The 20,448-nt window shown below is 59.5% G+C and carries 20 protein-coding genes; 3 read left to right on the top strand and 17 right to left on the bottom strand.

Features of this window, described 5'->3' with window-relative positions; genetic code table 11:
- Positions 1 to 4: 4 nt before the first annotated feature.
- From HMPREF2562_RS06615 to HMPREF2562_RS06585, 7 genes are all read right to left on the bottom strand, one after another.
- Complete coding sequence (locus HMPREF2562_RS06615) at positions 5 to 385, bottom strand: hypothetical protein (RefSeq protein WP_016421991.1); 381 nt, start codon at positions 383 to 385, stop codon at positions 5 to 7.
- Positions 382 to 1,026, bottom strand: a complete 645-nt coding sequence (locus tag HMPREF2562_RS06610) for a hypothetical protein (RefSeq protein WP_016421990.1) — start codon at positions 1,024 to 1,026, stop codon at positions 382 to 384. Before HMPREF2562_RS06610 ends, HMPREF2562_RS06615 begins: the two co-directional genes overlap by 4 nt.
- Positions 1,027 to 1,071: 45 nt before the next feature.
- Positions 1,072 to 2,130 carry a porphobilinogen synthase gene (gene hemB / locus HMPREF2562_RS06605; protein ID WP_049172406.1) on the bottom strand — a complete coding sequence of 353 codons (1,059 nt, stop codon included), beginning with the start codon at positions 2,128 to 2,130 and terminating at the stop codon, positions 1,072 to 1,074.
- Positions 2,131 to 2,177: 47 nt separating this feature from the next.
- The gene (locus tag HMPREF2562_RS06600; RefSeq protein ID WP_070549783.1) at positions 2,178 to 3,845 is read right to left on the bottom strand and encodes a bifunctional uroporphyrinogen-III C-methyltransferase/uroporphyrinogen-III synthase; all 1,668 of its coding nucleotides are present in this window, start codon (positions 3,843 to 3,845) and stop codon (positions 2,178 to 2,180) included.
- A gap of 204 nt (positions 3,846 to 4,049) precedes the next feature.
- Complete coding sequence (hemC, locus tag HMPREF2562_RS06595; protein ID WP_049190547.1) at positions 4,050 to 4,982, bottom strand: hydroxymethylbilane synthase; 933 nt, start codon at positions 4,980 to 4,982, stop codon at positions 4,050 to 4,052.
- Between the two features lie 15 nt (positions 4,983 to 4,997).
- Entirely contained in the window at positions 4,998 to 6,440 is a 1,443-nt protein-coding gene (locus HMPREF2562_RS06590) for a glutamyl-tRNA reductase (protein ID WP_042388369.1), read from the bottom strand.
- Positions 6,441 to 6,664: 224 nt separating this feature from the next.
- Positions 6,665 to 6,907, bottom strand: a complete 243-nt coding sequence (locus tag HMPREF2562_RS06585; protein ID WP_016421985.1) for a glutaredoxin family protein — start codon at positions 6,905 to 6,907, stop codon at positions 6,665 to 6,667.
- A 164-nt stretch (positions 6,908 to 7,071) separates the two neighbouring features.
- Here HMPREF2562_RS06585 and HMPREF2562_RS06580 point away from each other — a divergent pair, with 164 nt between their 5' ends.
- A complete protein-coding gene (locus tag HMPREF2562_RS06580) occupies positions 7,072 to 8,196 on the top strand; it encodes an HAD family hydrolase (RefSeq protein ID WP_016421984.1) in 1,125 nt (374 codons plus the stop codon).
- Between the two features lie 238 nt (positions 8,197 to 8,434).
- Here the strand turns inward: HMPREF2562_RS06580 and HMPREF2562_RS10760 are convergent, their stop codons facing one another.
- From HMPREF2562_RS10760 to HMPREF2562_RS06560, 5 genes are all read right to left on the bottom strand, one after another.
- A complete protein-coding gene (locus tag HMPREF2562_RS10760) occupies positions 8,435 to 8,536 on the bottom strand; it encodes a 30S ribosomal protein bS22 (protein ID WP_003855542.1) in 102 nt (33 codons plus the stop codon).
- Between the two features lie 242 nt (positions 8,537 to 8,778).
- Entirely contained in the window at positions 8,779 to 8,970 is a 192-nt protein-coding gene (locus HMPREF2562_RS06575) for a helix-turn-helix domain-containing protein (protein WP_005509751.1), read from the bottom strand.
- 263 nt (positions 8,971 to 9,233) lie between these two features.
- Entirely contained in the window at positions 9,234 to 10,043 is an 810-nt protein-coding gene (gene proC, locus HMPREF2562_RS06570; RefSeq protein ID WP_016421983.1) for a pyrroline-5-carboxylate reductase, read from the bottom strand.
- A gap of 102 nt (positions 10,044 to 10,145) precedes the next feature.
- Positions 10,146 to 11,549, bottom strand: coding sequence for a hypothetical protein (locus HMPREF2562_RS06565; protein ID WP_016421982.1), 1,404 nt, complete (start codon positions 11,547 to 11,549; stop codon positions 10,146 to 10,148).
- A gap of 1 nt (position 11,550) precedes the next feature.
- Positions 11,551 to 12,489 carry a Ppx/GppA family phosphatase gene (locus HMPREF2562_RS06560; protein ID WP_161798518.1) on the bottom strand — a complete coding sequence of 313 codons (939 nt, stop codon included), beginning with the start codon at positions 12,487 to 12,489 and terminating at the stop codon, positions 11,551 to 11,553.
- Between the two features lie 34 nt (positions 12,490 to 12,523).
- Here HMPREF2562_RS06560 and HMPREF2562_RS06555 point away from each other — a divergent pair, with 34 nt between their 5' ends.
- Positions 12,524 to 13,456, top strand: coding sequence for a DUF3109 family protein (locus tag HMPREF2562_RS06555; protein WP_070549782.1), 933 nt, complete (start codon positions 12,524 to 12,526; stop codon positions 13,454 to 13,456).
- 51 nt (positions 13,457 to 13,507) lie between these two features.
- Here the strand turns inward: HMPREF2562_RS06555 and HMPREF2562_RS06550 are convergent, their stop codons facing one another.
- The 5 genes from HMPREF2562_RS06550 to mshA all read right to left on the bottom strand — a co-directional run bounded on the left by HMPREF2562_RS06550 (position 13,508) and on the right by mshA (position 18,270).
- Entirely contained in the window at positions 13,508 to 14,203 is a 696-nt protein-coding gene (locus tag HMPREF2562_RS06550) for a response regulator transcription factor (protein WP_016421979.1), read from the bottom strand.
- 3 nt (positions 14,204 to 14,206) lie between these two features.
- Positions 14,207 to 15,514: a sensor histidine kinase gene (locus HMPREF2562_RS06545; RefSeq protein ID WP_016421978.1), complete on the bottom strand. Its 1,308-nt coding sequence runs from the start codon at positions 15,512 to 15,514 to the stop codon at positions 14,207 to 14,209.
- A 130-nt stretch (positions 15,515 to 15,644) separates the two neighbouring features.
- The gene (locus tag HMPREF2562_RS06540; RefSeq protein ID WP_016421977.1) at positions 15,645 to 16,391 is read right to left on the bottom strand and encodes a phosphoglyceromutase; all 747 of its coding nucleotides are present in this window, start codon (positions 16,389 to 16,391) and stop codon (positions 15,645 to 15,647) included.
- Positions 16,392 to 16,462: 71 nt separating this feature from the next.
- On the bottom strand, positions 16,463 to 16,948 hold the full coding sequence (locus tag HMPREF2562_RS06535; protein ID WP_048732346.1) for a type III secretion system chaperone family protein: 486 nt from the start codon (positions 16,946 to 16,948) through the stop codon (positions 16,463 to 16,465).
- Between the two features lie 59 nt (positions 16,949 to 17,007).
- The gene (gene mshA, locus HMPREF2562_RS06530) at positions 17,008 to 18,270 is read right to left on the bottom strand and encodes a D-inositol-3-phosphate glycosyltransferase (protein ID WP_172620248.1); all 1,263 of its coding nucleotides are present in this window, start codon (positions 18,268 to 18,270) and stop codon (positions 17,008 to 17,010) included.
- A gap of 259 nt (positions 18,271 to 18,529) precedes the next feature.
- Between mshA and HMPREF2562_RS06525 the strand changes: the two genes are divergently transcribed.
- Complete coding sequence (locus HMPREF2562_RS06525) at positions 18,530 to 20,365, top strand: long-chain-fatty-acid--CoA ligase (RefSeq protein ID WP_083295712.1); 1,836 nt, start codon at positions 18,530 to 18,532, stop codon at positions 20,363 to 20,365.
- Positions 20,366 to 20,448: the final 83 nt, after the last annotated feature.

The raw sequence follows: 20,448 nt of genomic DNA, 5'->3' as shown, positions 1-20,448 counted from the left end.
CCGTCTAATCCTGTGGCTGGTTGGCGCGCGTGAGCGCTAATTCACGATAGAGCAACAGTAGTCCACACGCCATCGCCAGGCTGGGCGCGATAACCCATACAGTCAGCGCTCCAGCCATAATGGCAAAGAACATGGCGAGAGCCGTGATAATCACCATGATGAGCAGGCAGTTCCGGGAGAGTTTGAACTCAGTGGCCGTCGGCAAGCAGCCGCTACCAATAAGCGAGCAGACCAGCGTCACACCGGCGACGATGTAGATATCGCGGCCAACGGCGGCGGGAGCCTGCGAATAGTCGCCGGTGACCAGTATCAAGCTCAGGACAATCTGGGCGATGAGCGCGACGAAGAGCACCCACTGCCAGGGCCGACTCGGCAGGGACATCATCGCTTGGACTCCTCAGGCTGCTTGGATTGCTTGGGCTGTGACTGGCCCAGCTGCTGTTGCCGCTTTGGATCAGCGCCATGCTTCGACGCTCTCGGCAGATGCGATTCCGGAGCGGACGGGGTCCACGGTTTCGACGGGCGCTGATGATCGAAGTAGTCCTTGGATTCCTTCGAAGCGGCGAGCACTAGACCCGCTACCGCGGCAGTGGCCGAGGCGATTCGCACAATTCCGCTGATAAGAACGAGGGATGCCGGCACTCCCGATTCTGAAGCCGTAGAAGAGAAGAAGGACATCAGCGCCGACAGTGCCAGGTAAAGCGAGCCGATAACCAGCACGGTGCGAGCACCTTCGCTCCCCTTGCGCATTCGCTCGATAATGGCGAAGAACGCGATGCAAAGCCCCACTGCGAAAAAGAACGCGATAACGATAGTCGCCTTCATGGCAGCATCAATCTGGCCCTCGCTGAAACCCGGGAAATTCTCCTTAGCGGTTGAGGGGCTCATCAGCATTTCCGGATGCAGCCAGTAGGTCACCGTAGCTACCGCAGCGACGAGCAGCTGCAACACGGCCGTAACCCGCCACGCCTGCCTAGCTCCCTCGACCTGCTCGGGAATTGCGGGCTTCTTCTCTTCTTTAGTCATCCGTCCACTTCTCGATATTTGCTACTGCACGTTCACCCGAGCGAATTAGAACTGGGCGCGCAGCTTCTTCGCCAAGTCCACCGCTGCGTAGGTCAAAATCTGCTCCGCACCGGCACGGCGAATGCTCAGTACTGCCTCCATCATCGCAGCATCCAGGTCAATCCACCCGTTGGCGGCAGCGGCGTGAATCATCGCGTACTCACCAGAGACCTGGTAGGCGGCAACCGGCACCGGCGACATATCCGCGACCTCGCGCAGAATGTCCAGGTAGCTCATGGCCGGCTTGACCATCACCATGTCCGCACCTTCGTCAACGTCGAGCTGCACTTCAAGCAGGGACTCACGACGGTTTGCAGGATCCTGCTGGTAGGTACGGCGATCACCCTGCAGCGAGCTGCCCACAGCTTCACGGAATGGACCGTAGAAGGCGGAGGCGTACTTTGCCGAGTACGCCATGATGGAGACATCCTCATGGCCAGCGGCATCCAAGCCCTCGCGAATTGCGGCAATCTGGCCGTCCATCATGCCCGAAGGGGACACGATATGGGCACCGGCGTCGGCCTGCGCAACGGCCATCTTGATGTAGTTAATCAGCGTGCGGTCATTCTCAACGACCGTGTTGCCGAAGCGGTCCTTGCCCAGCACACCACAGTGGCCGTGGTCAGTGAACTCATCCAGGCAGGTGTCGGCCATAATCAAAATGTCATTCCCGAACTCGTCGCGGAGACGACGCAGGGCACGGTTGAGTACGCCCTCCGGATTCCAGGACTCAGAGCCCTCGCCGTCCTTGTCCGCATCCAGCGGGACACCGAAGAGGTCAACTGCCGAGATACCTGCCTCAACAGCCTCGCGCACAGCTTCTACCAGGGAGTCCTCGGTATGCTGCACTACCCCGGGCAGGGAGCTGATTGGCTTCGGCTCATCAATCCCATCTGCAACAAACATGGGCAGGATGAGATTTTTCGGAGTCAGTGTCGTCTCCGCCGTCATCGCACGCATCACCGGGTTGGTGCGCAGCCTGCGTGGGCGACGAATCGGGAGAGGAAATCCAAACTGTTCGAGATCGATTTCGCGGGATGATTCAGAAGCTCCAGATGTAGTCATAAAGACAACCTTAATCAAAACGCGAACTCGCTCCGGTACGCCCCTGCTCAGTCCTTGGTTTTACGCGAACGACGACGCTTCTTGCGCGGTGGTGGCAGCTGCCCTGCCGCCCGCAGTTGCGCAACATGCTCTGCCAGCGCATCCACCAGCTCCGGGATGCTTGCGCGCTCCGGCACGACATCTACCCGCAGGCCGTACTCGCGAGCCGTGGCTGCGGCCATCGGCCCGATGCAGGCAATGATGGTGCGAGCATGCGGCTTACCCGCGATGCCGACCAGGTTCTTCACCGTCGACCCCGAGGTGAAGCACACTGCGTCGAAGCCACCGGACTTAATCATGTCGCGGATATCCGCACTCGGTGGCGCTGCCCGCACGGTACGGTAAGCGACCACATCATCAACTTCCCAGCCCAGGTCAATCAGACCGTCGACAAGCACATCGGTGCCGATATCGGCGCGCGGCAGCAGCACGCGGTTGACCGGATCGAGATCCTCGATGTACTCCGGGAACACGTCGACAATGCCCGCGGCATTTTGACGAGTGTCATCCGGAAGCAGCTCCGGAGTGATGCCGAGATCGCGGATGGCAGCGGCGGTGCGATGGCCGACGGCTGCGATGCGGACCCCAGCGAAGGAGCGCGCGTCCAAGCCGAATTCCTGGAACTTCTCCCACACTGCGGTGACGGCGTTGACGGAAGTGAAGACAACCCACTGGTAACGGCCGTCGACAAGCCCCTTGATGGCGCGTTCCATCTGCGCCGGGCTGCGCGGTGGCTCGATTGAGATGGTCGGGACCTCAATCGGGATGGCGCCGTGCGCAACGAGACGGGCACTCATCGGGCCTGCCTGCGCCTTGGCACGTGGGACCAGCACCTTCCATCCGTAGAGAGCGCGGTTTTCCCACCATGAGTACTTCGAACGATTGTCCACACCCTTGCCAAGCGTGACCACCAGCGGACCGGTCAGGTCACCCGAGAGCTGCGCCAAGGTGCCCAGCGTGACGTCGTAGGTGCGCTGCAGACGAGTCGTACCGTTGACAGTCACCGACACCGGCAACGACGACGGCAGGCCGCGTTCGCCGAGCTCAGTTGCAATGGCGGACAGGTCGTCCTGCACGGCCTGCAGCACCAGCGGCTGCGGTGCCTGGGCCAGCTCGTCCCAGTCCACATCGGCGCGACCGAGATCGGTCTCCGTGTACGTCGAGCCCAACGCGATACCGGCAAATGCCGGAACGGTGGAGGGCACGGACATGCCAGGGACAATCTGGAACTCAACATCGGCGTGCGAGACCTCGTTGATTTCGGCCAGCAGCGAATCGTTGGTCAGCGGATTGCCTGCCACCAAACGCACCACGTCACTGCCTTTAGCAGCTTCTTCGACGAGCAATTCGGCCATCTTTTTGGGATCGTCGATAGGCTCGCGCAGATCTGCGGCGGTCGGTGGTGCCGGGCGCGGCGGCTTACGACGAGATCCCTTGGCCTTGGCGGCGGCGCACATGCGCTCGTACTCTTCCTCGGCTTCCTTCAGCAGCTCGGGAGGAACAGGCACATCGGTTGCGACGAGCTCTCGAACCCCCGGCATGACATCGGCGTCGACGTAGGCGATAGCGGTGTCTGCGAGAATCTCACGGGCGCGAAGCGTCAGCAGGTCGGGATTTCCAGGACCAGCGCCGACGAACAGGATGCGTCCCGTTGCTGAGGGGAGGGAGGTGTTCATCGTTGCGGAGTGATTTCTTTTCTATTGGTTGTTCACTTTTCGTGCCGATGAGTCTCTAAGGAAGAAAGCGGACATGCGCCAACGCATGTAAGTGGCAGGTGGACACCTGAATCTCACATGCGAGCACACGAAGGAAACCCTTATCCCAACGGCATGCATACAGGCCTATTAGCATAAAGGGTTTGAGCCAAATTAACTAACCGGCTACTTTTGAGATTCCCGCAGGGTATCGCCCATTACCTCATGAGCACCCCGTTCGAGCAGGGCCGCCGCAACCTTCCGGCCAAGCTCATCGGCCTTATCCACGTTTGCGGTAGCGGTCTCGAGCAACTGACGCGAACCGTCGAGTGCGAACACCCCCGCCTGCAGGGTGAGTTCACCACTGTCGCTCACGGTTGAGTAGGCCGCGACCGGAGCGGTGCAGCCCGCTTCCAGCTCATTGAGTACCGCGCGCTCAGCGACAGCGCGGGCATGGGACACCGGGTGGTCAATCTTGCGCAGAATATCCACAATTTCGCGGTCAGCAGTGCGGCACTCCAGCGCCAGGGCGCCCTGAGCCGGGGCTGGCATGAGGACATCCACATCCAGGGATTCCGCAATCTCTCCGAGGCGACCCGTGCGCTCCAGTCCGGCGCGAGCCAGAATGACAGCGTCCAAGTCCTCAGAGACGCGCCCCATGCGGGTTTCGATGTTTCCACGCAATGGTACAAGTTCCAGATCGGAGCGCAGCGCACGCAGCTGAGAGACACGACGCGGCGCGGAGGTACCCACACGAGCCCCCTCAGGCAGGTCCATCAGCGGCGTGGCATCGCGGGAAATCAGCGCTTCTCGCGGATCGACGCGCTCCGGCACGGCTGCGACCATCATGTCGTCTTCCGGCAACGTCGGCAGGTCTTTAAACGAGTGCACGATAATGTCGCACACCCCCTCGCGGAGTGCATGACGCAGCGCCTGGGTGAAGACACCGATGCCAATCTTTTCCACCGGGTCGTGGCGGTTATGGTCACCGGCGGTCTTTACAATCACCAGCTCTGCAGGCTGTCCCAGCTCAATCAGTGCATCACGGACGTGACCGGCCTGTGTCGTGGCCAGTTCCGAGCCCCTGGTACCGATACGAATAGTCGCTGGGTCAGGCATGTTTCCCTCCGGGTGTTAATTTTTGGTGGTTTCAGCAACGCCTTCAATGATGGCACTACTGTCAAGACCATACTGCTCGAATCCCTGCATCCGCCCAATTCGGCCCTCTACCATGAGATCTGCGGGGATATCGGTGTCAGCATACAGGCCAGAGGGGGTGGATAGGGGCAGGTCGAAGAGCTTCTGCAGGGCAAGCGCGTAGTTGCCACCACCCTGCTGGCTAGAAAGCTTCTTGACCTGCACCGTTGGCGCGTGCAAGAGCTTATCGACGACGCGGCGAACCGTGGACTCGACCTCGCGACGTTCCTTTTGAGTAAGACCCGGTGTCTTCGCCTCCAGGCGAGCGAGCTCAGCCGCCGCCACATCCGCCGCGCGCTCACGCAGAGCGCGAACAGTCGGTGCTACCTCGCTTGCGCGCTGCGCCGTGAGGTAGGACTCCAACTCTTCGGCCACAATGTCGCGCGCTGCAGCCTCATCATCACGACCCGGAACCTCCGTGCGAGTCATCTGCAGCAATTCGATGTTGAAGAGTGCGATCCCCTCAAGCCCGGAGACATCCTCCGCGACGTCGCGAGGCATAGACAAATCGACGATGGCGAGCGGGCCGTGGTCGACAACATCTGCAGCTGAGACCACTGGAGTCATGGCTCCGGTGGCACTGACGAGAATGTCCACATCATCGAGGACATCAGCGAAATCATGCAACGCAATAGCAGTAGCGGGGATGCCCGCTTCGATCGAGTGGTTAGCCAGGTTCTGCGCCCGGTCAACGGTGCGGTTGGCAATAATCAGACGATCAATGCCGCAGCGCCCCAGGTAACTGGCGGCCAGCGAACTCATCGCACCGGCGCCGAGGATAAGGGCCGAACGTCCGGCCAGAATATCGGTACCCTCAGCGACGTCAACACCAGAGTTGAACCCAGGATGCAGCGCAGCAATCGCCTCGTCGATGGCCACGGAGACCATCGATGCGCCCGCATTATCAATCAGTGTTTCGCTGTGGACTCGCTTGCCTGTGTGCAGCGCCTTCTGCGCCAAGTCATGCAGCATGCGACCGACGGTGCCGGCTTCGTCCGCTTCCTGGTAAGCATTGCGAAGCTGACCGATAATCTGCTGTTCCCCCAGCACCATCGAGTCAAGACCAGCACACACCGAGAAGGCATGCTCCGCTGCGGCCTGTGCGTACCGCACATAGAGGTGCGGTGTCAGTTCATCGAGTTCGAGCCCAGTACGACCGACAATTTCACGGACCACGGCCGATAGGCCAGAGTGGAAGCCGTTGGCCACCACGTAGTACTCAACGCGGTTACAGGTCGACAACAGCATCGCTTCGCTGATCGCTTCATCCGCGACCAGCCGAGCCAAAATGGCCTCTCGCTCAGTTTCACCGACGGAGACCTTTTCAAGAAGGGTCACCGGTGCAGACCGGTACGACATTCCGACGAGAAGCACACTCACCGCTCAATCACCGCTCTATTGCTCCTTCACAGGCCCCGCTACGGGCTTTTTCACACAGCTATGACTGTTAACGCTAGACAACTCTGCCATCTCGTCACAACAAAGGCATACTTTACTTAGTCTCTACCTCGATGTTCGCAGCACTCCCCTACTTCTTTGCCGCTACTCCACATTCTGCCATGTCTCCGCAGCTCCTAGCAGTTCGGCAGAGTTGTCTCCCGAACTTATTCGGCCTCCGCTATCGCTTCCAGGAGTTCATCATCATCGATTTCCCAGCAAGCGATTTCCTCATCATTGACCAAAATCACCGGCACGCGATCGCCAAATTCCATGGCCAAGTTCGGATCGGTATCGACGTCTTCCACCTGGAACTGCGCATTTTGGTCCCGAACTAGCGGCTCAATCTGCGCAATCACTCGGGCGCACGAACCGCACGTCTTCCTACTCATCACCGTCACAGTCACCATAACGGCCAGTCTAAAGGTCGACTGTTTCGCTTTACGACGTCCCCCTCCCCACACTTCCCCTGCAAAAGTGACTCTTCTTATCCTTGCCCCATCCGCTCCTTGAATCTCAGCGCGCAGCTTTGCCTAAAGACCGGATACTATTCAACAAGAGCTTCCGATAACGGATGTCGGTTGCATACACCGTGGAAAGAGATTTTCGTGCCGTGAGTGAGTTCAGTGCCGACAACCGCTCCCCCTTCCCCATCGACATGCTGGGTGACCTTGCGTCCTCGCAGGGTAACGTCCGCAACTTCCTCGAGCAGGTAGTTCTCGCTCCGCTCAATGACGAAGCACAGGAGGAAGCTGGTGCTGCAGCGGCTGCCAATGCACTGGAAGCTCTCGGCGAAGTCTACGACGTCGGCGGCGAAGAACTGGCTACGGGATTTCGCAGTGTAGCTGGTGCCGAAGATGCCGCTGGCGGTGCCCGTGTGCTCTCGCAGCCCATTCCAGGTGTCGAACGCGATCAGGGCGCAGCCGCTTTCTTCGATGTGGACAACACGCTTGTCCAAGGCGCATCAATCTTCCTCTTTGCCATGGGTTTGGTCGAGCGCGGCTTCATCAAGAAGCGTGATTTGGCCGGCATGATTTGGAAGCAGCTGAAATTCCGAATCTCAGGCGCGGAAAACGCTGCCGACGTAGCTAAGGCCCGTGAACAGGCATTGGAGTTTTTCGCCGGCCACGATGTGAATGAAATGGTCAAACTCGGCGAAGAAATCTTTGAAGAAAAGATCAGCGACCGCGTTTACCAGGGCACCCGCGATCTGGCGGAACTACATATCCAGGCTGGCCAAGAGGTCTGGCTGGTCACCGCCACCCCGGTGCAGCTGGCCCAGGTTATCGCTAAGCACATCGGACTGACCGGCGCCCTTGGCACGGTCGCCGAGGTCAAAGATGGCAAGTTCACTGGCCGCCTGGTAGGCGATATTCTCCACGGCCCGGGTAAGAAGCACGCGGTGGCAGCTCTGGCAGCCTCTTCCGGGTTGGACATGTCTCGCTGCACGGCATACTCAGATTCCGCCAACGACATTCCCATGCTGTCCATGGTGGGCACCGCCGTGGCCATCAACCCGGACCGCAAGTTGCGGAATTACGCCCAGAAGATGGGGTGGACTATCTACGACTATCGCCACTTTCGCTCCGCAACCTTCGCCACGATGCGGTGGCTCTCGATCGGAGCACTGCTGGCAGGAGCTGTCGGGGGCGCGGGACTCGTCGGCAAGCGACTGTGGGACGCGAACAAGGAGAGTTAAACGCTGCTAGGCGCACTCGAGAGTTAGTGACTGCGTTTATGACAAAAATGGCTCGAAAAATGGCATGAAAGTGTCATAAACTCCTACAGTTTCACATTTGCAGCCCGTAATCGGCAGCCCGTGATTAGCCCCCAACGACAAAACCCGCCCTATCTCAACGAGACCGGGCGGGTTCTGCTTTTAAAACGTGTACGCGACGCAGCACGCGCGCTCCTGCGATAACGGCAGGAATGCTGGCTTACTTGCCGAGCTTACGACGCTGCACGCGGGTACGGCGAAGCATCTTGCGGTGCTTCTTCTTCGACATGCGCTTGCGACGCTTCTTAATGACGGAACCCATCGGCTCGACCTCGCTATTCGTTGACGGAAATTTCTTTTCTTGCACAATGGCGGCGTACTCAATGCGGCCTTACAACCGCCGAGATGTCACGCCCTTTTTCCTTCCGCCTTCACAGCTAGATACTTCATGACTTGAAGACGATAGGAAACAGGGGCGCAGCACAGCACCATGTACTAATCGGATTAATCATAGCGGGGACATATGCGTTCAGGTCAAACAGCCCCGCTTAAAGGCAGAAAAAATTAACCCGCGTTGTAGAAGGAGGAGTCCAGGTATTCCTTGACTGCGGACTCATGGACGCGGAAAGAACGGCCAACGCGCACTGCCGGCAGCTCGCCAGCGTGAACCAGGCGGTAGACGGTCATCTTGGATACGCGCATGATGTCAGCAACTTCTGCAACGGTCAGAAAGGTGCCTTTATCTGCATTCTGCATTAGTAAATATTCCCTTCAGCGCACGCGACGCGCTGCAGGCTTCCCCTCCTGCAGAAAATCGTGACACGCACGTGCTTTTCATATCCTACCGGTAGGCAAGGTGCCGGTGCGATTTTTGATAAAAAATAGGGGCATTGGCGAATGGTGTGACAGTTGTGACTAACCCATCGTCCCTGCGTATCGGATTAGCTACTGCCGCTGACCATTTCCAATGCCCCAAATATTGGGGTTACTTGTACACCCGCCTCTACTCGGCGAAATGCTTATTTACCCATCTCGTTGGCCTTGTCATAGCAAGCCTGCAGCGCACGATGCACCGCGCGACGAATGCCTTCTTCCTCGAAAACTCGGGTGGCCGCAGCGGTTGTACCGCCCGGAGAGGTGACATCGGCACGCAACGCAGTCGGGTCCGCGCCTTCCTGCATCATCATCTCGGCTGCACCAGCAGCCGTAGCCGACGCCAGACGCTTAGCCTGATCACGCTTGAGGCCCAGATTCACACCCGCGTCGGTCATCGCCTCGACGAACTGGAAGAAGTAAGCCGGACCGGAGCCCGAGACTGCAGTGACTGCAGACATCAGCGACTCATCGACAACCTCAACGCTGCCGACCTTCTTCAACAGTTCGACAACCTCGTCGGTCTGGCTCTCCGTGACAAAGCGGCCCGGCGCGACTGCACAGACCCCCTTGCCCACCAGCATCGGGGTATTCGGCATGACGCGGATCACCGGAGTACCGACAGCACAGACGCTTTCCATCTTGTCCAGCGTGATGCCAGCCGCCATCGACACCACAATGGTGTCGACCTCAGAGTCATCGAGCACGTCGGCAATCTGCTCGAGCATGTCGATAATCAAGTACGGTTTTACGCACAAGAACACCACGTCGGCACCGTCGACGGCCCCTACTGGGTCGTCGGCATCGACAATGCCGTAGGTCTCCTTCAGACCGGCCAGGCTCTCCTTGGTGCGCCCCACCACATAAATCGAGGAGGGCGAGACACCACCGTCGATGAGACCACCGACGAGTGCGCTACCAATCTTTCCGCCACCAATTACAGCAATTCTTGTCATGGACGCTAAGTGTGCCAAAACTGGCCCACACATGCGAATGCAGGGACCGGAAAACTACGCTTCCGACCCCTGCATCAGGTGATGATTATTCTGTTGACCCCACTACAACTGGAAGAGAATCCAGGGGCCAAATGTCAGCGCCAAACCGACAAGTCCTGCGAGAATCGGTGTCAGTTTGTCCTTCTCACGGCGCAGGTAGTTCGCCATTCCCGCGAAGCCACCAGCGACCACGAGAGCCATGATGACAACCACAATCTTTGGCAGCGACGACCAGGCCATGGTGAAGCCCAGGAACACCAATGCACCAGCAATCAGACCCACGAAGACCTGGATTAGCAGCAACGGCACCGAGAGGGAATTGTCCTCGGCGTAGCCATCGCGCGCGACGGCCTTGCCCTTGGAGCTCTTGGATTCTTCACGCTTAACGACGTCCCGGGGCTCCGCCTGCTTCTCGTCAGCTGCGGCCTGGGTCGGTGTGGTCTCGACCTGTGCAGCCTCAGTGGGGGCGTCCTCGGCCTGCTCGATATCGGCCTGTGCGTCTTCTGCCTGTGCAACTTCAGGAGCGACAGCGGCTGCCACTGCCGCCTTGGAAGCGGCACCGGTATCGGCGTCAGCGTCGGCAGCCTCGAAGGTAGCGGTTTCCTGAGCAGCTTCAGCCTCAGCAAATTGTTCACCGTCGACGTCATCCGATTCAGCGGATGCCTCGGACTCTTCGTCGACATTGTCCTGGACAACCGGAATGGAGGCAGTCGGACGGTCGTCGTAAGCGTTGGAACCGGTGAGTACCGCACGAGCGACTGGCCCCGGCTCCCCAAGCTGCTGCGACTCGTCTGCCATGTCACGCAGTTCGGTGAAGGTGTAGGTAATCTCCGAACGCTCGGAGTTGACCATGACCGGACGGGGTTCCATCGGAATTGCCAATGGCACCGCAGGGGCTGCTGGCTGCGCAGTTGGTGTGCTCTGCGCGGCTTGCTCCTGCTGCGGAGCTGCCGGTGCAACCGGTGCAACCGGTTCTTCAGCAACTTCGGCAACCTCGTCAGCTTCGGCCTCAGCGACCTCGGCGTCAGCTACTTCGGCGTCAGCCTCAGCTAATTCCGACTCCTCTTCTTCCTGATCAGCAGCTTCAGCCTCGGCCTCAGCTTGAACCTCATGCTCCGACGAATCCGCCCCTTCAGCAACTACCACTGGCTCAGCGACAGCCTCCGAGTGCTCCGGAGCTTCTACCTCCGGTTCGGTTGCCTGCGCTTCTTCGGCGGCGTTGGCCGCAGCTTCGTCGGCAAGCAAATCACTCGTAGTCGTCTGATCGTCGTCTGCGTTGGAAAGAGCGTGAGCACCACGTCGCGGTTCGTCGGCCTTTACACGAGGGATTGAGCCGGTGAGCTCCTGAACAGACACACCGCCTTCTTCAAGGCTGCGTCGACGGCGGCGCCGCGGTGGTTCAGAGGGGGCTCCCTCCTTCTGCCGCCGCGCCAGCAGTTCGGCAACGGTGAGCTTTTCCTCGCTCATCTCAACCCTTTCCGTATAGGTCACTGTCCAGTCGTCGGAAGATAATGCCCTCACGCAGCGCCCAAGGACAAATCTCGACCTTCTCTAATCCCAATGCTCGCATACTAGCCTCTGCAACGAGAGCACCTGCGACAATTTGGTGAGAACGATTCGCACTAACACCCTCAAGTTCAGCACGGTCAGCCGCCGTCATGCGGGAAATAAACGCAATCAACTGGCGCAAACCAGCGGCAGTCAGAGTGCGCTTAACCCGGGGACCAGCAGCGGAAGGCGCCGCACCGGTCAGGCGAGCGAGAGTGCGGAAAGTCTTCGAGGTGGCGACAGCCAAGTCCGGCTCACCAAGCGTACGCAGATGACGAGCTGGCTCAGCGAGCTCAGCATCAATGTAATCGCGCAGCAGGTCAATCTTCTTGCGCTCCGGCGGATCGGTCTCGAACCACTCGTGGGTCAACCGTCCCGCACCGAGCAGCAGCGAGTACGCGGCCTCCGGATCTTCATCAGTACCCGACGTCAGCTCAAGAGAACCGCCACCGATATCCAGGTTGATTAGACGACCAGCAGACCAGCCGTACCAGCGCCGTACTGCCAAAAAGGTCAGACGAGCCTCATCCTCACCGGAGAGAATCTGCAGCTTAATGCCAGTTTCTTTCTCAACGTGGGCGAGAACCTCGTCCGCATTCGTGGCATCGCGAACAGCTGAAGTGGCGAAGCTAATCATCTCTTCGCACTTCATCTGCTCAACCAATTCCTTGGATTCAGCGACGTAGCCCGTCAGCTTGTCAATGCCCTTCTTGGACAGGTTGTTGTCCTTATCCAGGTACTCGACCAGCTTCATCGTCGACTTGGAATCGCTCATCGGAGTCGGATGTCCGCCCCGGCGGGCGTCCACCATCACCAAGTGGACGGTATTACTACCTACATCTAATACACCTAATCTCACTCTTAGTAGGTTAGACGGTCTACGGTGTATTGGTGTGAATCACCCCCACCCCCGCCCCGGTCGTGGACCGCAACCGTCTCCCGCTGAAGTCGCCTATGACTTTCCCCGCGAGTGGTTCGAGTTCGCCCACCCGGAGGACCCAGAACATATCATCACCTGCGACCTAACCTGGTTGATGAGCTCCTATCAATGCGCTTTCGGCACCTCCGCTTGCCAGGGCATCGACTCCGCGAACGCGGATGTCGGATGCTGTGGCCATGGCGCCTTTATCACCGACGAAGAAGACCGCGAGAGGGTTATTGACGTCGTAAAGCGAATGGAAGGCGACTCCGCAGAGCCCCAGTGGTGGCAGAACCGCCCCGAACAAACTCTGAAGTGGCTTGAAACCTACGAAACCGACCCCTCCGAACCGTTGGAACCGTGGTTAGTGTGGGACGAGCTTGACGACGAAAACGGAGAGCCTGAGCCTGCTCTGAAAACGAAGGTCGTGAAGAATGCCTGCATTTTTGCCAACCGTGACGGATGGCGCAATGGTGCGGGCTGTGCCATCCACCAATGGGCGATGGCCAACGACATTGACCCCGTAAAGGTCAAGCCGGATGTGTGTTGGCAGGTGCCGCTGCGCCGACTGGAGGACTGGGAGGAACGCCCGGACGGCCAGGAGATTCTGCGCACGACCATTACCGAATACGATCGTCGTGCCTGGGGCGATGGCGGCGAGGACTTTGAATGGTTCTGCACGGGCGCGCCGGCCACACATACCGGTGGCGAGCCGGTGTGGCGCACGCACAAGTCCGAGCTAATAGAGCTCATCGGCGAAGAGTGCTACGAAATTCTGGCGGAGCACTGCCGTGCCCGAGAAATAGCGGGCGCGGCCAAGGCTTTCGGGCCGAGTGGCTACCCACTGCTGGCGATTCACCCGGCCACACGCGCAGCGGCCGAGGGGCTGGCGCCGGACGAGGTTTAAGTCGGGGTTTCTCAGACCGACGGCGGAGATTGTCGGCAGCAGTCTGCTGAGCTAGTCCTCGAACTTGTAACCCAAGCCGCGAACGGTGACCAGGAACTCCGGCGAGGAAGGATTGCGCTCGATCTTGGAGCGCAGGCGCTTGATGTGTACGTCCAGCGTCTTGGTGTCGCCGACGTAGTCGGAGCCCCAGACGCGGTCGATGAGCTGGCCACGGGTTAGCACACGACCACGGTTGCGCAGCAAGTACTCCAGCAGGTCGAATTCCTTGAGCGGCATTGCGACATCATCGCCGTCAACGGTGACTACATGGCGCTCGACGTCCAGCACGACCGGGCCGCCGCGCAAGACCTCCTCGTAGATATCCTCGACATCGTCGGAGTCGTCGTGGCGACCGCGGCGCAGCACAGCCCGGATACGGGCAATAAGTTCCCGAGAGGAATACGGCTTGGTCACATAGTCATCCGCACCAATTTCGAGGCCGACGACCTTGTCAATCTCAGTGTCACGGGCGGTCACCATAATCACTGGGACAGAGGACTTTAAGCGGATGTTTTTGCAGACCTCGGTGCCACTCATACCTGGCAGCATGAGGTCCAGCAGCACAATGTCCGGTTCTGCCTTGGAGAATTCTGCAAGTGCTTCCTGGCCGTCAGCGGCCATCCGCACCTCGAATCCTTCGCGCTGCAGCAGAAACGCAAGCGGCTCTGCCAAAGCCGTCTCGTCTTCGACAATAAGTACCTCAGTCACGGATTACTTCATTCCTTCCTTGGAATCCTTGTTCTGGGAATCCTTATCCTTGCCACGGGTTTTGCCCGTACCGCGCTGCGCGTTTTTCTTAGCCGCAATTTTACCCGCAGGCTGGGTGTGGCCGATTGGCAAACGTGCAGATACATCGCCATCATTCGACGCGGAACCGTTCTTTTCCATCAGCGGGAGCTCAATGGTGAAGGTCGATCCTGTGCCCAGCCGACTCCACAGCTTCACGGTTCCCTTGTGATTCGCTGCGACGTGCTTAACAATTGCCAAGCCCAGACCGGTACCGCCTGTCGCCCGCGAGCGTGCCTTATCCGCACGGAAGAAGCGCTCGAAGATACGCTTCTGATTCGCCTGGGAAATGCCGATACCGCGGTCAGTGACGCGGATAGCGACGGTGTCGTTATCCTCCTTGACCGCAGTCACAGATACAGGCGTGGCCTCTGGCGAGTAGTTGATCGCATTTGAAATCAGGTTGGACACCGCGGTGATCAGCAGGCTGCGTTCACCTTCAACCACCAAATCCGGCTCACAGTCAACGGTGATTTCAATACCCGCCTGCTCCGAGAGCATCTGGTTACGACGCACAGCTCCTTGGACAATCTCTTCAACCTTCACGGGAGACATGTCCGGCAGCGGCTCTGCCCCCTGCAGCTTCGACAGCGAGATGAGTTCCGTAATCATGGTCGACATCCGCTTGGACTCCTGCGTCAGGCTCTCACTAAAGTGACGCACGGCAACCGGGTCGTCGGTAGCTTCATTCAGCGCCTCGACCAAGAGGCTGATGGCCCCCACCGGAGTCTTGAGCTCGTGGGAAACGTTAGCCACAAAGTCACGTCGCGCGGCCTCCATACGGGCCTGTTCGGAGACATCCGCCGCATAAATCACCACAAAACGGTCGTCCACCAGTGACAACGGAGTTAGCTGACAGCGGACAATTGTGTCCGGCGCCCCCGCCCGGCGCGACGGCAGCACCAGCGTTAGCTCCTGGTCCTCCTGCGAGTCAAAGACCTTGAGCGCAGCTTCCCAGCCCACGTCATTGAGGCGGCGCTCATAGACCAGCCCTAACTTGTGCGCCATGGAGTTCGACAAAATCAAATCACGTGAGATGTCAACGACCACCACACCCGTCGGAGACTTCTGAATGGCCAGGTGCATGACCTGCGCCATGGTGGTTATTGAACTTTCCTCGTCGCTCTTCTGACGCCGAGCGGCGTTATAGGCACCCGAGACAACTCCACCAAGAATCAGCACAGCTGCCATAACCGCAGCACCTAATAGAGCGGCGATAATGATTTTTGACACGGGTCTTACCCTAAGCTCTTTTCACAATCCGCGCGCGCTGAAAATCAGTGCGCTAGCTAGCTCTAAATAGACCAAGGAGCACAGCCCCACTTGGCTGCGCCCCTTATCGGCCTATCAAACACCTACATTTTTACTTGTTGCCCTGAGCAGCAACAGCAGCAGCACCTGCAGCTGCAGCTTCCGGATCCAGGTAGGTGCCACCCGGGTTCAAAACCTTGCCCTCAGCATCAAAGTCGTAAACCAGCGGGATACCGGTCGGGATGTTCAGAGCGGCAATGTCCTCGTCCGAGATGTTGTCCAGGTGCTTGACCAGTGCACGCAGGGAGTTACCGTGAGCTGCCACCATGACAGTCTCACCGGCCTTCAGACGCGGCAGGATTTCCTCTTCAAAGTAAGGAATGAAACGCTTCACGACGTCCAGGAGGCACTCCGTGCGCGGAACCTCATCCAGGTTGGCGTAACGCGGGTCATTAGCCTGCGAGAACTCGCTGTCATCCGACAGCTCCGGCGGCGGAGTGTCGTAGGAGCGACGCCAGGACATGAACTGGTCCTCGCCGTACTTCTCCTTGGTCTCTGCCTTGTTCAGACCCTGCAGAGCACCATAGTGGCGCTCGTTCAGACGCCAGTCACGGATAACCGGAATCCACAACAGGTCAGCGGTATCCAGGGCAATGTGTGCGGTGTTAATTGCGCGACGCAGCAGCGACGTGTAGAGAACCTGCGGCTTCAGGCCTGCCTCTACGAGCATCTCACCGGCACGTACTGCCTCAGCGCGGCCCTTGTCGGTCAGTGCAACGTCGACCCAGCCCGTGAACTGGTTGGATGCGTTCCACTCACTCTGGCCATGACGGACAAGAATCAGTTTTCCATTGCTCATACCCCTAATTGTGCCCCAAAACGGGAAAGCCCGCCGTTCGTTGCCCCGCTATGTGGGTTGCTACCCCCCGGCTACTCAACCATGTGGCGGAACTGCTCCAGATTGGCCAGGTTTTCCCCACGGTCAACCCGCCACTCCCACTCACGCTTAATTGCCGATGCAAAGCCGCGTTCGAGGATCTGGTTGAAGTCCCCATCGGCCGTCTCCAGCAGCTGACCGAGGAGACGGTCGAGGTCATCGTCGGAAAGCTCAGCGGGCAGTTGACCGACCAGGTAGATGTCGCCGGCGGCATCGATGGTGTAACCGATGCCGAACAGACGACGGTTGCGCTGTAGCAACCACTTGTAAACGGCCTCGTGGTTTTCTTCGACCGCGCGACAGACGAAGGCTTCAACACGCAGGGAGTCCGGCGCCGGGATGAGGCCGACGATAGTCTTGAGCTTCTTCTTACCAGGCAGGACCACCACGGCGGCATTGTCTGCAATACCATGCTCGACACCGAGGCGTTCCAGCTGCTCACCGAGGGATTTCAGCTGTACTTGGATGTCCGTGCTCATCGTGAATCATCTCCCTGTTTTTGTGGTTACGGCCCTGGCGATACTGAAGCTAACGAAACTTACCGGGAGCCGCCCGCATCCCGGATAGAGCCGGGACAATTTTCCTTTTGGAGTTCGGTTCGATGATAGACATCGGCCAACCGATCCACGGTCTTTTGCCAGGAAAACTCCAAGGAGTGCTCACGCGCCTGGGTGGCCAACTTAATGCGCAGCTCGTCGTCCTCCACCAGGCGACCGAGGGCATCGGCCCAGGCTGCGGGCTCGTGACCGTCGACAAGCAAACCGCTGACCCCATCGTCGACAGCGATGGAGAGCCCGCCGACATTCGCCGCGACAACGGGAGTGCCAGTGGCCTGAGCCTCCATCGCCACCAACCCGAAAGTTTCGTTGTAACTGGGCACGGCGACAATATCTGCGGCCTGGTAGAGCTTCGCCAGGTCCTGCGGCGGGCGCGGGGGCATGAAACGGACCAGGTGGTCGATCCCCTCTTCCGCGGCGAGATTGGTGAATTCGTCGGGCGCATGCAGCCCAGAACCGGAAAGTCCACCGCAGATAATCACTCGGACATTAGTGGCGGGATGGCGACGCATGAGCTCACCGACACCCCGCAGCAATACCTGCGGGCCTTTCAGCCGCTGCAGCCTACCGACGAACAAAATGACCTTAGTGTGCAACGGGATGCCCAGCTCACGACGGGACCGCTCGGTGGCACGATCACTGCCCGGCGAAAAGAGCTCCACGTCCACCCCGGGCGGCACGACATTGATGCGCCACGGGTCGGCATCGTGGAGATCCGCGAGCTGCTTAGCCTCGGCATCTGTGTTGACGATGAGCCGGCACGCATTGTCCACAATCTGCTGCTCACAGATACGCCGAGACTCCGGCTCCGGCGTATCTCCCTCCGCCAGATGGAGATTCTTCACTGCCGCCAGCGTGTGCGCCGTGTGCACAAACGGAATGTCAAGCAAATCCGACAGCAGCCACCCCACCTGGCCAGAGAGCCAGTAGTGCGAATGGATCAGGTCGTATTCAATCCCCTGTTTGCGGGCGAATTCAATGACCCCACCGGCAAAGGCCGGCATCTGCGTAGCCAGGTCTGACTTCTCTAACCCCTCATAGGGACCAGCCACAATGTTGATGACGCGGAAGTTCTCACTGACCTGAATCACCGGCCCATCGCTGGAACGCGTGGCGCGGGTGAAAACATCCACCTTCACACCGCGTCGCGCCAGCTCCTCGCAGGTGCGCAGCACGTAGACATTCATGCCACCAGCGTCACCGATGCCCGGTTGCTCCAGCGGAGAGGTATGCATGGAGATCATCGCGATGCGGTTCGGCCACGCCGGGGTGTTAGAGGTGGCCGCGTCTGCGCCCGCCGTTGCCGCCGGAAATGTTTCGCTCATACTGCCCAGAGTGCCTATGCCAGGGGCAACCCCGCAAATGAGTACCTCAAATACGTGTATTGGAATTCCGGCATCGCAGTGCGACGTACGGCACAATAGAGGTCGATACCTACTACGTCGTAGGTTATTATCACCTCACGACATAGTCAGGTGCTAAACAAAAACCTAGGAGGACCCCATGGCCGATACATCCAGCTCACACGCTGCAAATGACTCCGCCCCAGCTCACGGTTCCACACCCAACGCTGCGGCCTCCAAGGCCTGGCTGAACCTGTATCCGGAGTGGACCCCACCCCACATCGACTACAACTTCGACACCCTCCTAGACGTCTACCGCCACACTCTGAGCAACCACCCGCGCCGCAAGGCATTGACCTTCTTCGGTCGCTCCACCTCCTACGCCGAGCTAGATGCCAAGGTTCGCAGCGTTGCCGCCGGCCTGCGCGCACTTGGCGTACGCAAAGGCGATCGCGTGGCACTGCTCATGCCGAACTGCCCGCAGCACGTCATCGCCTACTGGGCAGTTCTGCACCTCGGCGCTGTTGCCGTAGAGCACAACCCCCTCTACACCGCCCACGAACTGCGCCACCCATTCAACGACCACGGCGCCCGCTTTGCCATCTGCTGGGACAAGATCGTCCCCGTACTTGAAGACCTCCGCAACAACACCCCGCTCGAGACCATCATCGCGGTCAATATGCTGCAGGACCTGCCGTTTGTCATGCGCACCGCCCTGTCGATCCCGCTGCCGAAACTCCGCGCCGCCCGCGCTAAGCTGCACTCCTCCGCACCGCAGGTCATGGGTTTTGACGCTTTGCTTCACGACGCCGTCGGCGGAGACGGCCACGACCTCCAGGCCGATGAATCCATCACTGCCGATGACACTGCAGTGATGATGTACACCTCTGGCACCACGGGCTCGCCAAAGGGCGCACAGTTGAGTCACCAGGGGTTGGTAGCGAACATTCTGCAGGGCAAGGCCTGGGTGCCGGGCCTTGGCAAGGAGCGGGAAATCTCCCTCGGCGTTCTGCCGATGTTCCATGCCTACGGCCTGACCATTGTCACCAACTTGTCCATGCTGATTGGCGCTGAACTGGTGCTGGTGCCGGCACCGGAGATTCCGCTGATTATGAAGGTGATGAAGAACAATCGCCCGACATGGGTGCCTGGTGTGCCGACTCTCTACGAGAAGATTGTCGAAGCCGCCGAGCGCGATAATGTCGACCTCTCCGGCGTGAAGTTCGCCTTCTGCGGTGCTGCTACCCTGCCGGTTTCCCTTGTGCAGAAGTGGGAGAAACTCACTGGCGGGCGTCTTGTCGAAGGCTACGGCCTCACCGAAACGTCACCGATTATCGTCGGCAACCCGATGGACGGCAACCGCCGCCCGGGCTACGTTGGCCTGCCATTCCCTGACACCGAGGTCGCCATCGTTGACCCCGAAGATCCCACCAAGCTCCGCGCTGACGGCGAGGAGGGCGAGGTCATCGTCCGAGGCCCACAGGTTTTCGCCGGTTATCTCAACCTCCCGGAGGCAACGGAGAAGTCCTTCACCGATGGGCCTGCTGAGCTTCCCGCTGGCGACCGTTGGTACCGCACCGGCGATGTCGGAGTCATGGAGTCGGACGGCTTCATCAAGCTGGTTGCCCGCATCAAGGAGGTCATCATCACCGGTGGCTTCAATGTCTACCCGGCCGAGGTCGAGGAAGTACTGCTCTCCCACCCGGACATCACCGATGCCACGGTCGTCGGCCTGCCGAAGAGTGACGGCTCCGAGATGGTCGTGGCCGCCATCACCCTTGCTGACTACGCCCGACTGGATTCCGACGCCTACCGCGACCACTGCTACGACAACCTGACCCGGTACAAGGTGCCGCGCGCATTCTTCCACCTGGAGGAACTACCTCGCGACCAGATGGGCAAGGTCCGCCGCCGCGATGTCCGCGACGTGCTGCTCACGCAGCTGGAGCAGAAGGGCCAGAGCGTCGATTCGCTTTCCCACCGCAAGCACCATTAGTTCACGGTGGTTTTGTAGTTGGGATAGGGGCCTGAGTAGAGCGGGCTCCTATCCCTTTAAGGCGGACCCCGGCTCCCCCCCCC

It is taken from the genome of Corynebacterium sp. HMSC077G07 (assembly GCF_001809225.1).
Lineage (GTDB): Bacteria > Actinomycetota > Actinomycetes > Mycobacteriales > Mycobacteriaceae > Corynebacterium > Corynebacterium jeikeium_D.
Note: the sequence above shows the minus strand (reverse complement) of the source record. Positions and strands in the feature narration are given on the sequence as shown.